The sequence below is a fragment of the Pseudomonas sp. SDO5271_S396 genome (genome assembly GCF_054071795.1).
Map to the genome: position 1 here is coordinate 26,006 of NZ_JBSVWB010000021.1, position 13,031 is coordinate 39,036.

Here is a 13,031-nt window from a genome sequence, read left to right on the forward strand (position 1 = left end):
ATCTGCCCATGAAAAAGCCCCGAACCAGTCGGGGCTTTTTCATGCGTTCAAGCTACAGGCCTTATTTGCCCTGCCAGCGTTTCAGCACCAGGGTGGCGTTGGTGCCACCGAAGCCGAAGCTGTTGCTCATCACGGTGTCGATCTTGGCGTTTTCTTCGGTCTTGAGCTTGATCGGCATATCAGCAACGGCTGGGTCCAGCTCGTCGATGTTGGCCGAACCGGCGATGAAGTTGCCTTCCATCATCAGCAGGCAGTAGATCGCTTCGTGAACGCCGGCGGCGCCCAGGGAGTGACCCGACAGGCTCTTGGTGGAGCTGATGGCCGGTGCCTTGTCGCCGAAGACCGCACGAACACCTTCCATTTCCTTGGCGTCGCCGACCGGGGTCGAGGTGCCGTGGGTGTTCAGGTAGTCGATTGGGGTGTCGACGGTGGACATGGCCATCTGCATGCAGCGGATGGCGCCTTCGCCGCTTGGAGCAACCATGTCGTAGCCATCGGAAGTGGCGCCGTAGCCGACGATTTCCGCGTAGATCTTGGCGCCACGGGCCAGAGCGTGTTCCAGCTCCTCGACCACCACCATGCCGCCACCGCCGGCGATGACGAAACCGTCACGCTTGGCGTCGTAGGCGCGGGAGGCCTTTTCCGGGGTTTCGTTGTACTGGGTGGACAGCGCGCCCATGGCGTCGAACAGGAACGACTGGCTCCAATGCTCTTCTTCACCGCCGCCGGCGAACACGATGTCCTGCTTGCCCAGCTGGATCTGCTCGACGGCAGTACCGATGCAGTGAGCACTGGTGGCGCACGCGGACGAGATCGAGTAGTTAACGCCCTTGATCTGGAACGGCGTGGCCAGGCAGGCCGAAACGGTGCTGCCCATGGTCCGGGTGACACGGTACGGGCCGACGCGCTTCACGCCTTTTTCGCGCAGGATGTCCAGCGCTTCCATCTGGTTCAGGGTCGACGCGCCGCCGGAGCCGGCGATCAGGCCGGTGCGTACGTTCGAGACCTGGTCATCGGTCAGGCCGGAGTCGGCGATCGCGTCTTTCATCGCCAGGTAGGCGTAGGCGGCAGCGTGGCCGACGAAGCGGAAGATCTTGCGATCGATCAATTCTTCGAGGGGCAGGTCGATGGAGCCGGAAACCTGGCTACGCAGACCCATTTCGGCATATTCCGGGTTGAAGCGGATGCCAGGGCGACTTGCACGCAGGTTAGCGGTGACGGTCTCTTTGTCATTGCCCAGGCAAGAAACGATGCCCAGACCAGTGATAACGACGCGGCGCATGCGGATAACCCTTAAAAGTTGTCAGTGGAAGTGAAGACGCCGACCCGAAGGCCTTCGGCGGTATAGATTTCGCGACCGTCGACGCTCACCGAACCATCGGCAATGGCCAGGTTCAGCTTGCCCTTGAGGACGCGCTTGATCTGAATGTTGTAGGTGACTTTCTTGGCGGTCGGCAGGACCTGGCCGAAGAACTTCACTTCGCCCGAACCCAGGGCACGGCCACGGCCCGGCAAGCCTTGCCAGCCGAGGAAGAAACCGACCAGTTGCCACATGGCGTCGAGGCCCAGGCAGCCCGGCATCACAGGGTCGCCTTCGAAGTGGCAGGCGAAGAACCACAGGTCCGGGGTGATATCCAGCTCGGCGACCAATTCACCTTTGCCGTACTTGCCACCCTCTTCGCTGATATGGGTGATGCGATCCACCATCAGCATGTTCGGGGCGGGCAGTTGCGCGTTACCTGGGCCGAACAGCTCACCGCGACTGCAGCGCAGCAGGTCTTCCCGGGTAAAGGCGTTTTGTTTGGTCATGCGAGCTCCTCAATAATCCCATGCGGCAGGGTAGGGCAAATCTTCCCGAACCGACTGAAGCGTTACGCCTCATGCCGGCAGCCTACACATAGACTATTGCGTTGTAGTGAAAGTCACAGCGTCAAGGCACTGAATGTACACTTGTTCACTGAAATTTTAAACCGGGCCTGTTTATCAGCCCGTACGGGTGCCTAAGACTGCCGCACTTTCGTCTTTCACGCCAGTCGGAGTTGGCTGATGGCGTGGCGCTATTGCAGCCAACGCTGCAGGATTTGCTGCAAATCCGTGCGTTTGAACGGCTTGGCCAGGTAATCGTTCATGCCTGCTGCCAGGCAGGCTTCACGGTCGCCCTGCAAGGCGTTGGCGGTAAGGGCGATGATCGGCAGGTCGGCGCAGCCCGGCAACTGGCGAATCTGGCGGGTGGCCTCATAACCGTCGATTACCGGCAAGCGGCAATCCATCAGGATTGCGGTGAAAATCAGGCTCTCGGCACTGCGCACAGCTTCGGCGCCGTCGGTGGCCAGGCTCACCTCGAACCCCAGACTGCGCAGCATGGCTTCGACGACGGTGCGGTTGACCGGGTTGTCTTCCACCAGCAATACGTGGCGCCCGTCCCCCGCACTGTCTTTGCCTTCGGCGTCGTCGGCGAGCGTCGGCAGGGTCTGCTGATCGATGGCCAGGGGGATTTCCAGGGTAAACACCGAGCCACGACCTTCTTCGCTCTGGGCGCGCAAGGTACCGCCCATGCGTTCAGCCAGCGTGCGGGCAATGGGCAGGCCCAGGCCGGTGCCGCCGTAACGTCTTGAAATGGAACTGTCGGCCTGCTGGAACGCATCGAACATCAATTCCAGGCGTTCGGCGGAAATCCCGATGCCGCTGTCGCGCACGGTGCAGGTACACCACACCAGTTCATGGTCCAGCGTCTGCCAGTGGGGCTCGACCGTGACGGAGCCCTGTTCGGTGAACTTCAGCGCGTTGCCGATCAGGTTCACCAGAATCTGCCGGATGCGCGTGGGGTCGCCCTGCACACGCAGGGCGTCCATGCCCGACGGAATCGACAGTTTCAGGCTCAGGCCGCGTTGCTGGGCGCTGTGCTGGAAGGCCTGGGCGCAACTGCTGATCAGCTCCGCGAGGTTGAAGGGGATATGTTCAAGTTCCAGGGCGGCGCGTTCGATGCGCGAGAAGTCGAGGATATCGTTGATGACCTTGAGCAGATGTTCGGTGGACTCCGAGGCCAGCGCCGCGTACTCGGTCTGCTCGTCGGTCATCTCGGTGGTTTCCAGCAATTGCAGCATGCCCAGCACGCCGTTCATCGGCGTACGCAGCTCGTGGCTCATCATCGCCAGGAAGTCCGACTTGGCGTTGTTGGCGCGTTCGGCCTCTTCACGGGTCTGGATCAACTGCGCCATGGCCTGGTGCTGTTCGCGACTGGCTTGATTGAGGCCTTCGGCAAGGTTGTTGATATGCCGCGACAGGTCCCCCAGTTCCGAATCGTCCACGATCGGCAGCGGCGTTTTGTACTCACCCTGCTGGATGGCCTTCACCGCATGGCCCATGGCGCTGATCGGTTGCGACAGGCTGGCCGCCAGCCGCCGCGCCAGCAGGAAGGCAAACAGCAGCGCGAACAAGGCCAGGATGCCGGCTTTGAACAGGATTTCCTGCTGGCGCTGGCTGAACGCATCGTTGGACATGCCCACGATCACACGGCCCAGATAATCGGCACGGGGCGCTTTGGGTTCGTTGAGGTTGTCCTGGAAGAAGTCGTTGCCCAGCTGGATATGCTGCAAGCGGATCGGCGCCTGGAACACTTTTACCGACAGCGAACGGTCGTGTCGCTCCGACGGCTGTTCCACGTACACCAGGATGTTCTCGGTGCTGTCCTGGATTTCCAGGAAGCGCACGTGGGGCGTGGCCAGCGTGGCACGCAGCAAACTGTCGAGCACATCATTGTTGCCGGAGATCACACCGTACTCGGTGGCGGGGGCCAGTTGGTTGGCGATCAGTTGGCCAGTGTGGTCCAGTTCCTGGCGCAGGTCCTGGATCCGCACGAAGGTGAAGAAGCTGATCAACAGCAACGTCAGCAACAGCGCAGGGCCCAGCGTGATGAGCTGGGTCCGGGTGTTGATGTCCCAACGACGACGCAAGGTCATGGGCGTTTTTCTCCTTCGGCCAATCGGCTGGCGACGCTGGCTTCGTCCACCTGTTCGATCCCCAGTGAGCGTGCAACCTGCGGGTTGCCCACGACTTTGAAGTCTTGCGGGTACAGCGAGCGCGGCCAGTTGGCGGGCGAGTGGTCCAGCAGGCGGTCAAGCACTGCCAGCCAGTCGGCCTGGTCGCTGTAGGTACTGGCCAGGCTGCCGGCGCGCACGAACCCGGCGTTCGGCCCCACCAGCGGCAATTGCTGGGCGTAGCTGCTCAGCAACAGGTTCTTCGCGGTTTTCGGGTTGTACAACTGCGGGTCATCGAGACCGAGCAGTACGTCACTGTTCCTGAACAGGGTTTGCAGCGGGCGGCTGTCACCGATGTTGTCCCAGCGCTGCGGCACGATTTCCAGGCCCAGAGGGGAGGCATGCTGGCGCAGTTCGGGCAGCAGGAACTCACTGTCGGCCCCGTACAGCACGCCGATGCGCCGCGCCTGGGGCAGGATGCTGGAGATCAGTCGCAACTGCCGATCCAGCGGCGGATCGCTCCATAACAGGCTGATGTGGGTGTGCGACGTGGTGCCGAGGCGTTGATGGGCTTGCAGACGGCTGATGCGCAGCACCAGCGTCGGCGGGCCCTGGGTGTCCTGCAAGCGCCAGTCGAGGCCGGGCAGGTCCAGCAGGATCAGGCGCGTACCGCTCGGTAACTGATTCGGCGCCGGCAGATCCTTGAGGGCAGTGAAGGTCACGCGGTCTTCGGGGCGCTGCCGGGCCAGCGCTTGCGTGAAGGTCTGCACGCCGGCGCTGTCTTCGGCGGCGGTCAGCAGGATTTCGGCGCTCCATGCCGGTGCCGCCAGCCACAGGCAGGCCAGCACGCACACACGGCGCCAGAGCCGGTAGTTGAAGAAGAAGGTCATCCGTGACAAATCGCCCATGTCAGAACTCTAACTCCGCGCTGAAGTAGAGGACGTGGCGATGGTCGTAGTTGTTGTCGGCCCAGGTGGTCGGCTGGTTGTCGAGGCGTTCTTGCAGCATGCCGGCCAGCTCCACATTGGCTTTGCCCAGGGCAATGCGCTTGGCCACCCGCAGGTCGACCCGTTCGAAGCGATATTCGTTGAGTGCGTCGTCGCCATAGTAGAACAGTGCACTGGACCAGCCCTGGCCCCATTCGCGCAGCCAGCCGGCTGAACCACTGTTGCGGGCTGTCTGGGCCCTGTCCAGCGGATTGGTGGAGGAGGCGTCGACGTAAGCATAGGTCAGCCGCAGGCGGTCGGCGTTGCTCATGCGCCAGTCGAACTGCGATTCGGCGCCGGTGAAGCGTGCGCTGTTGGCGTTGCTGGCGATGTACTGGTTATTGCGCAGGGGCGAACTGATCATGTCGGTGATTTCGTCATAGAACAGCTTGACGTCCATGTTCAGCCCGATGTCGGCGAAAAAGCCGTTGTAGCCCAGTTCCCGCGAGCGCATCAGTTCTTTGTCGAGGTTGCCCGGGCCACGGGTCTTCACGAAGTATTGCCCGCTGGTCTGCCCGAAAGCCGGCGAGCTGAGGTTGGTGACGCGGTAGCTCCAGTTGACGTTGTTCTCGAACATGTCCGGTGAGCGGATCGCTTCGGAGTACACCGCGCGCAGGCCATGGCGCGGGTTGATCAGGTAGTTGACCGCCACCCGTGGCGTCAGCGAGTTGCCGCTCAGGTAGGTGTCTTCGTACATGGCGCCGCCTTGCAGCAACCAGTGTTCGGTGGCGCGCCATTCCAGTTGGCCGAACAGGCGCCAGGTGGTGTCGTCGAGGGTGCCGTTGAAGTAGGTATCGGAGTCTGCACGGTCGTAGCGGTAGTTCATGCCACTGACCAGGCGCAGGCTGTCGGACAGGCTGAGGGTGTCCTGAATCTCAAGGTCGTAGCGGCTTTCGCGTGTGCTTTGGTCGATATCGCCACACACGCTTTGGCTGGCACCGTCGCGCCATTGCTGCAGCACCTGGTTGGCCAGTGCCTGCTCGGCGGCGCTGCCCGGGGGCGCGGAGCCCTGGCTGTAAGTGTCCATGTGCCGGGCGAGCAGTTCGGCGTAGTTGGGGTTGAGCTGCCACAACTGGGTCAGTTCCGGGCTGAACGAGACCTTGGCGTCGCAGGCCTTCCAGATCTGCCGGCGGTCCCACTGTTGCGCCGAGCCCTGGATATACAGGCTGTGTTCGGGATTGAAATCGAAGTTCCAGCGCAGGGACGCGGCGTAGTCCTTGGCGGTGACGTCGGAATTGTTACCGCCTTCGGTAATGCCGGCGAATACCGGCGCGTAGGTATACGGACGTTGATTGGTCCCTTCCTTGGCGTTCAGTTGCCAGTCGATGCTTTGCTGCGCATTCAGGGTCTGGCTGACGGCCAGGCTGAAACGGCTGAGACGGCGGCTGTCACGGCGGTCGGCGCCGATGGCATCGCTGTCGAAACCATCGTCCTGCTGGCCCGAGAGGGACAGGCGCAGATCGCCGGTGTCCCAGCCCATGCCCTGGCTGGCGTAGAAGTCATTGATGCCGCGTTCGCCTCGGGTCACCTTGACCCGCGTGCCCTGGCTGTTGGCCGGCGAGCGCGTGAGGATATTCACCACAGCCATCAGCGCGTTGGCGCCGTAGCTGACGGTGTTGGGGCCACGGAACACTTCGATGCGTTCGATATCCTCCATGGCCACCGGGATGTCGCTCCAGTCCACCGTGGCCAGGCCTGCGCGGTACACCGAGCGACCGTCGATCAGCACCTGCATGCGGCGTGCGTCGCTGGCGCTGGTGCCGTGGTAGTTCACCGCCGCCTGGTTGCCGGTGGTGTAGCCGACCATCATGCCGGGGACCAGGCGCAGCAATTCGCTGATGTCCCGCGCACCGCTGGCCTTGATCAGCTCGCTGTCGATCACGGTCATGCTGCCGGGCACGGCGGCGGCCGATTGCTTGAGGCGCGTGGCGGTCAAGACCTGGGGCAGCGGCTGGCTGTCGAGGAACAAGTCGTCGGCCAGTGCAGGCAGGCTGCCGAACGGCATGCCCAGCAGCATCAACCACAGCGACGAACGGGGAGGAGGGCCCAAATACACGGAACGGCCTTGATGATGACGGATAGCCGCCCATGTTAACCGAGGCGGGGCCATTTGCCAGTCGTCGCCCTCGCAATTACTTCATACAGGCATGGCATTTTCCGACAAGCGTGACAGGGGCTGGCCGCCAGCGGGTCGCCCCGTATAATGCCGCCATTGCCACTGGTATGGATTAACGGATTGCATATGACTGAACAGCGCCCTATTGCGGTCCTGGGAGGCGGAAGTTTTGGTACCGCCGTGGCTAACCTGCTGGCTGAAAATGGCCATTCGGTGCGCCAGTGGATGCGTGATCCCGAACAGGCCGAGGCCATCCGGGTGCACCGCGAAAATCCCCGTTATCTCAAAGGCATCAAGGTTCACCCGGCGGTCGAGCCGGTCACCGACCTGTTGACCACCCTGACCGATTGCGACCTGTGCTTCGTCGCGTTGCCCTCCAGCGCCTTGCGTTCGGTACTGGCCCCCCATGCCGAGCGGCTGGCGGGTAAGCTGCTGGTCAGCCTGACCAAGGGGATCGAGGCGCAAACCTTCAAGCTGATGAGCGAAATTCTCGAGGAAATCGCCCCGCGCGCGCGTATCGGCGTGCTGTCCGGGCCGAACCTGGCACGGGAAGTGGCCGAGCACGCGCTCACGGCGACCGTGGTGGCCAGTGAAGACGAGGACCTGTGCGAGCGCGTCCAGGCGGTGTTGCATGGCCGTACCTTCCGCGTCTACGCCAGCGCCGATCGCTTTGGTGTCGAGTTGGGCGGTGCGCTGAAAAACGTTTACGCGATCATTGCCGGCATGGCGGTGGCGCTGGGCATGGGCGAAAACACCAAGAGCATGCTGATCACCCGTGCGCTGGCGGAAATGACCCGCTTCGCGGTGAACCAGGGCGCCAACCCGATGACGTTCCTGGGGCTGGCGGGTGTGGGCGATCTGATCGTCACCTGTTCGTCGCCGAAGAGTCGCAACTATCAAGTCGGCTTTGCCCTCGGCCAGGGCTTGAGCCTGGAGGACGCAGTGACGCGGCTGGGCGAAGTGGCCGAAGGCGTCAACACCCTCAAGGTCTTGAAGGCCAAGGCTCAGGAGGTGGGGGTGTACATGCCGCTGGTCGCCGGGTTGCATGCGATCCTGTTTGAAGGGCGCACTCTCAACCAGGTCATCGAGTTGCTGATGCGCGCCGAGCCGAAAACCGACGTCGACTTTATCTCCACCAGCGGTTTCAACTGAGGAACGCGCCATGAATGATCCGAAAACAGCTCCCCAATACGAATCCATTGTCTTGCGCATCCTGTGGATGCTGGTGTTCGCCCTGGTGTGGCAGGTCGCGCAGTTCCTGCTCGGTGCACTGGTAGTGGTGCAACTGATTTACCGCCTGGTCTACGGCGCGCCGAACCTGGGCCTGATGAACTTCGGTGACAGCCTCAGCCAGTTCCTCGCGCAGATCGGCCGCTTCGGCAGCTTCCACACCGAGCAGAAGCCCTGGCCGTTCGCGGATTGGCCGACGCCACGCGCACCCGAGGGCGAAGCGGCGCACAGCGTGCCACCAGCGCCGCACCCGGCGCGCGACGAAGAGCCGAAACTGTGAAACTGTGGATTCTTCGCCACGGTGAGGCCGAAGGCCACGCGCGCACCGACGCCGAGCGCAACCTCACCGAGCATGGTCGCGCCGAAGTGCTGCGCAGTGCGGCGCACCTGGTCGGCCAGCCGCTCAGTGCCATCATCGCCAGTCCGTACGTGCGTGCACAGCAGACTGCGCAGCTGGTGCGCGAAGCCCTGGGCTTCGCGGCGGATATTCGTACGGTGCCGTGGCTGACCCCCGACGGGTATCCGCATCAGGTACTGGAGCAGCTCGACACGGATGACAATGTGCTGCTGGTCAGCCATCAGCCGCTGGTCGGCAGCTTGATCAGCTTCCTGCAACACGGCCATCAGCGCCAGCCGCAGCCGATGCACACCGCCAGTCTGGCCGAACTGGAAGGGGATTTCCCGCTGGCGGGGCTGATGACGCTGGTGAGTGTGAAGAATCCGTAGGAACGATCACCGCTTTGTGTGTGCTATATAGTCAACCGAGCAAGTGCTTGGTTGGCTATCTTCGGATCACACAGGAGCGCGTTCCATGTCTGTCGCTTTTCGTTTGCCGTTGCAGGTCTTCTTCGAACGTGAGGCGCGCCACCCGCGCCAACCTTTCCTGGTGCAGCCTGTGGGCGGCGGCGAAGTACAGAGCCTGTCCTGGGGGGATGTCGGTCACCAGGCCCGTTGCGCGGCGCACTGGCTGCGCGCCAGGGAATTGCCCCCCGGGTCGCACATTGCCCTGATCTCGAAAAACTGTGCGCACTGGGTCATCGCCGACCTGGCGATCTGGATGGCCGGGCATGTCTCGGTACCGCTGTACCCCAACCTCACCGCCGACTCCGTGGCCCATGTGCTCAAGCACTCCGAGGCGGCGCTGGCGTTTATCGGCAAGCTCGATGATTGGCCCGCCATGGCGCCGGGCGTACCGGCGGGTGTGACCACCATCAGTCTGCCGCTGTGCCCCTCGGGGGATTTCGCTGTGAGCTGGGCCGACCTGCAAGGCTGTTCGCCGATTCGCGATGACCCGGCGCCCGCACCTTCCGACCTGGCCACGATCATCTACACCTCCGGCACCACCGGCCTGCCCAAAGGCGTGATGCACAGTTTCGGCGCCCTGGGGTTTGCCGCCACACGGGGCACCGAACTGTTCGGTCTGGGGGAGGGTGACCGGTTGCTGTCGTACCTGCCGCTGTGTCACGTGGCGGAGCGAATGTTCGTCGAGATGGCGGCAATCTACACCGGGCAGACGGTGTTTTTCGCTGAAAGCCTCGATACCTTTCTGACCGACCTGCGCCGCGCGCGGCCCACTGCATTGTTCGGCGTGCCGCGTATCTGGACCAAATTCCAAGTGGGCGTCTACGCCAAAATCCCGGAAAAGCGCCTGGATACCTTGTTGCGCCTGCCCTTTATCGGCAAGCGCGTGGGCCACAAGGTGCTTGCAGGGCTGGGACTGGACGCGTTGCGTATCGCACTGTCCGGCGCGGCGCCGGTGCCCGAAGCGTTGTTGCGCTGGTACCAACGCCTGGGTTTGGACGTGCTTGAGGTGTATGGCATGACCGAGAGCTGCGGCTACTCCCATGTGTGTCGGCCCGGGCAACAGAAAATCGGTTGGATCGGCCTGCCGTGTCCGGACGTCGAAGTGCGCATCGATCCCGACGGGGAAGTACAGGTACGCAGCGGTGCGACCATGCTCGGCTACTTCAAGGACCCGCAGAAAACCGCCGAGACCCTGACCGCGGATGGCTTTCTGCGCACCGGCGACAAGGGCGAGCAGGACCTCGACGGGCATCTGCGCCTGACCGGACGCCTCAAGGAAATCTTCAAGACCAGCAAGGGCAAATACGTGGCGCCGGCACCGATTGAAAACCGCCTTGCCGAACATGCGTGTATCGAGCAGGTGTGCGTGGTGGGCGATGGCCTGACGGCCCCGATGGGGTTGTGCGTGCTGTCGACGGCAGGTGACGACCGGCAAGCCTTGCACGCCAGCCTCGAGCGCTGGCTGGAACAGGTCAACCAGACGCTGGATAAACACGAGCGCCTGCGCCAACTGGTGGTGGTGAAGGACAACTGGGCGGTGGAAAACGGTTTCCTGACCCCAACGCTGAAGATCAAGCGCAACGTCATCGAATCGACCTACGGTGCACAATTGCAGGCATGGAACGAGCGTTCCGAAACCATTTTGTGGCAGGATTAGGGTCATCATAAAACCAACAAGGACAATGGCATGAGCCTGTGGCGTACCCAACCGAATATCGAGCAACTCAACGCGATGCAGAAAAACACCATCGGTGAACTGCTGGACATTCGCTTTGAAAGCTTCGACGACGAGTCCCTGACCGCCAGCATGGTGGTCGACCATCGCACCCATCAACCCTATGGTTTGCTGCATGGCGGCGCCTCGGTGGTCCTGGCCGAAAGCCTGGGCTCCATGGCCGCGTACCTGTGCATCGATACCAGCAAGTTCTATTGCGTCGGCCTTGAGATCAACGCCAACCACCTGCGCGGCGTGCGCAGCGGACGTGTGACGGCGGTGGCCAGGCCGGTGCATATCGGGCGTACCACGCACGTCTGGGACATTCGCCTCACCACTGACGAGGGCAAGAGCAATTGCGTGTCGCGGCTGACCGTCGCCGTGGTGCCCCTGGGCGAAACTCCGCCGGCGCGATAGGCGTGGCGTGAGTGTCATCATTCCTGGCAGTTACAGTCATTGCTGTGGCGGCCAGGGCTGGGGACAATCGACTTCTGTTTTCGTGAATGGATCCGGTATGTCGCAGCACGTGTTTTTCGCCCACGCCAATGGCTTCCCCTCGGCCACCTACGGCAAGCTGTTTGCCGCCCTGGCCCCGGAATATGCGGTGGCGCATCTGCCGCAGCATGGCCATGACCCCCGGTTTCCGGTGGACGACAACTGGCAGAACCTGGTGGATGAACTGATCCATCATCTGGAGCAACAACCGGAACCTGTGTGGGGCGTGGGGCATTCCCTGGGCGGGGTGCTGCACCTGCATGCGGCCATGCGCTGCCCGCAGTTGTATCGTGGCGTGGTCATGCTCGATTCACCGGTGTTGACCCGTGCCGACCGCTGGGTGATCCGCGCCGCCAAGCGCTTTGGCTTCATCGACCGCCTGACCCCGGCGGGCCGCACCCTGGGCCGTCGCGAGGAGTTCACTGACCTTGAGGCCGCGCGCAGTTATTTCGCCGGCAAGACGCTGTTTCGCGGCTTCGATCCGGAATGCTTCGACGCCTACCTGCAACACGGCCTGCACCAGGTGGGCGATCGCCTGCGGTTGCGCTTCGATCCGGCGACCGAGATCAGCATCTACCGGGGCGTACCCCATACCAGCCCTGGCCAGGTGCGCCAGTTGAAAGTGCCGCTGGCGGTGGTGCGCGGCCGGCAGAGCCGGGTGGTGATGCGTCACCACGCCAGCGGCGTCGGGCGCCTGCCCATGGGCGAAATGCTCACCATGCCCGGTGGCCATATGTTCCCGCTCGAACGCCCCCAGGACACCGCGACCTTGATCAAAAACCTGTTCTCCCGCTGGGAAGCCCGCGAGCGCGATTGCGCATGAGCACGCCCGTCGAAGAAGTGCGCCTGAGCCTGCCCCATATCGAATTGGCCGCCCACCTGTTCGGCCCTGAAGATGGCTTGCCGGTGATTGCGTTGCATGGCTGGCTGGACAATGCCAACAGCTTCGCGCGACTGGCGCCGAAGCTTGAGGGGTTGCGTATCGTCGCGCTGGACATGGCCGGGCACGGGCATTCGGCACATCGCCCGGTGGGGGCGGGCTATGCCCTGTGGGATTACGTGTTCGATGTGCTGCAAGTCGCTGAGCAGCTTGGCTGGAAACGTTTTGCATTACTTGGCCACTCCCTGGGCGCCATCGTTTCCCTGGTGCTGGCCGGCGCCCTGCCGGAGCGGGTGACGCACTTGGGATTGATCGACGGCGTGATACCGCCGACGGCCAGCGGTGAGAACGCTGCCGAACGCCTGGGCATGGCGCTGCAGGCGCAATTGAACCTGCAGGACAAACGCAAGCCGGTCTACGGTACCCTGGACCGGGCGGTTGAAGCGCGGATGAAAGGCGTGGTGGCCGTCAGCCGTGAAGCGGCGGAACTGTTGGCCCAGCGTGGTTTGATGCCCGTGCCGGGCGGGTATACCTGGCGCAGCGACAGTCGCCTGACCCTGGCTTCGCCGATGCGTCTGACCGACGAACAGGCCATGGCCTTCATGCGGCGGGTGGCGTGCCCGGCGCAGTTGGTCGTCGCGGCGGACGGCATGCTGGCGAAACATTCCGAATTGCTTTCCCAGCTACCCTTTGCGGTGAACACGCTGCCAGGCGCCCATCATCTACACCTGAATGATGAGTCCGGCGCGGTCCTTGTTGCAGACTGTTTCAATCGGTTCTTCTCCACGCCTTGACTTGGCGGGGTCAACTGCCGAGGCTGGGCGGATTG

Annotated in this window: 12 protein-coding genes; 7 read left to right on the top strand and 5 right to left on the bottom strand. The window is 63.0% G+C overall.

Annotation, left to right across the window (positions count from 1 at the left end; genetic code table 11):
* Window positions 1-61: 61 nt before the first annotated feature.
* The 5 genes from fabB to ACW9IN_RS15910 all read right to left on the bottom strand — a co-directional run bounded on the left by fabB (window position 62) and on the right by ACW9IN_RS15910 (window position 7,019).
* A complete protein-coding gene (gene fabB / locus ACW9IN_RS15890; RefSeq protein WP_457366782.1) occupies window positions 62-1,282 on the bottom strand; it encodes a beta-ketoacyl-ACP synthase I in 1,221 nt (406 codons plus the stop codon).
* Between the two features lie 11 nt (window positions 1,283-1,293).
* On the bottom strand, window positions 1,294-1,809 hold the full coding sequence (gene fabA / locus ACW9IN_RS15895) for a 3-hydroxyacyl-[acyl-carrier-protein] dehydratase FabA (protein WP_010211704.1): 516 nt from the start codon (window positions 1,807-1,809) through the stop codon (window positions 1,294-1,296).
* A gap of 248 nt (window positions 1,810-2,057) precedes the next feature.
* Window positions 2,058-3,959 (bottom strand): ATP-binding protein, encoded by a 1,902-nt coding sequence (locus ACW9IN_RS15900; RefSeq protein WP_457366783.1) that lies wholly within the window; start codon window positions 3,957-3,959, stop codon window positions 2,058-2,060.
* Entirely contained in the window at window positions 3,956-4,885 is a 930-nt protein-coding gene (locus ACW9IN_RS15905; protein WP_457366784.1) for an ABC transporter substrate-binding protein, read from the bottom strand. The genes ACW9IN_RS15900 and ACW9IN_RS15905 overlap by 4 nt, the downstream gene beginning before the upstream one ends.
* Window position 4,886: 1 nt before the next feature.
* Window positions 4,887-7,019, bottom strand: coding sequence for a TonB-dependent receptor plug domain-containing protein (locus tag ACW9IN_RS15910; protein WP_457366785.1), 2,133 nt, complete (start codon window positions 7,017-7,019; stop codon window positions 4,887-4,889).
* 186 nt (window positions 7,020-7,205) lie between these two features.
* Here ACW9IN_RS15910 and ACW9IN_RS15915 point away from each other — a divergent pair, with 186 nt between their 5' ends.
* The 7 genes from ACW9IN_RS15915 (at window position 7,206) to ACW9IN_RS15945 (ending at window position 12,996) form a co-directional block, all read left to right on the top strand.
* Entirely contained in the window at window positions 7,206-8,231 is a 1,026-nt protein-coding gene (locus tag ACW9IN_RS15915; protein WP_457366786.1) for an NAD(P)H-dependent glycerol-3-phosphate dehydrogenase, read from the top strand.
* A 10-nt stretch (window positions 8,232-8,241) separates the two neighbouring features.
* Complete coding sequence (locus ACW9IN_RS15920) at window positions 8,242-8,589, top strand: DUF4389 domain-containing protein (RefSeq protein WP_457366787.1); 348 nt, start codon at window positions 8,242-8,244, stop codon at window positions 8,587-8,589.
* Window positions 8,586-9,035, top strand: a complete 450-nt coding sequence (sixA, locus tag ACW9IN_RS15925; protein ID WP_457366788.1) for a phosphohistidine phosphatase SixA — start codon at window positions 8,586-8,588, stop codon at window positions 9,033-9,035. The genes ACW9IN_RS15920 and sixA overlap by 4 nt, the downstream gene beginning before the upstream one ends.
* An 85-nt stretch (window positions 9,036-9,120) precedes the next feature.
* On the top strand, window positions 9,121-10,770 hold the full coding sequence (locus ACW9IN_RS15930) for an AMP-binding protein (RefSeq protein ID WP_457366789.1): 1,650 nt from the start codon (window positions 9,121-9,123) through the stop codon (window positions 10,768-10,770).
* Between the two features lie 30 nt (window positions 10,771-10,800).
* On the top strand, window positions 10,801-11,244 hold the full coding sequence (locus ACW9IN_RS15935; protein WP_457366790.1) for a hotdog fold thioesterase: 444 nt from the start codon (window positions 10,801-10,803) through the stop codon (window positions 11,242-11,244).
* Between the two features lie 97 nt (window positions 11,245-11,341).
* On the top strand, window positions 11,342-12,145 hold the full coding sequence (locus ACW9IN_RS15940) for an alpha/beta fold hydrolase (protein ID WP_457366791.1): 804 nt from the start codon (window positions 11,342-11,344) through the stop codon (window positions 12,143-12,145).
* A complete protein-coding gene (locus ACW9IN_RS15945; RefSeq protein ID WP_457366792.1) occupies window positions 12,142-12,996 on the top strand; it encodes an alpha/beta fold hydrolase in 855 nt (284 codons plus the stop codon). The genes ACW9IN_RS15940 and ACW9IN_RS15945 overlap by 4 nt, the downstream gene beginning before the upstream one ends.
* Window positions 12,997-13,031: the final 35 nt, after the last annotated feature.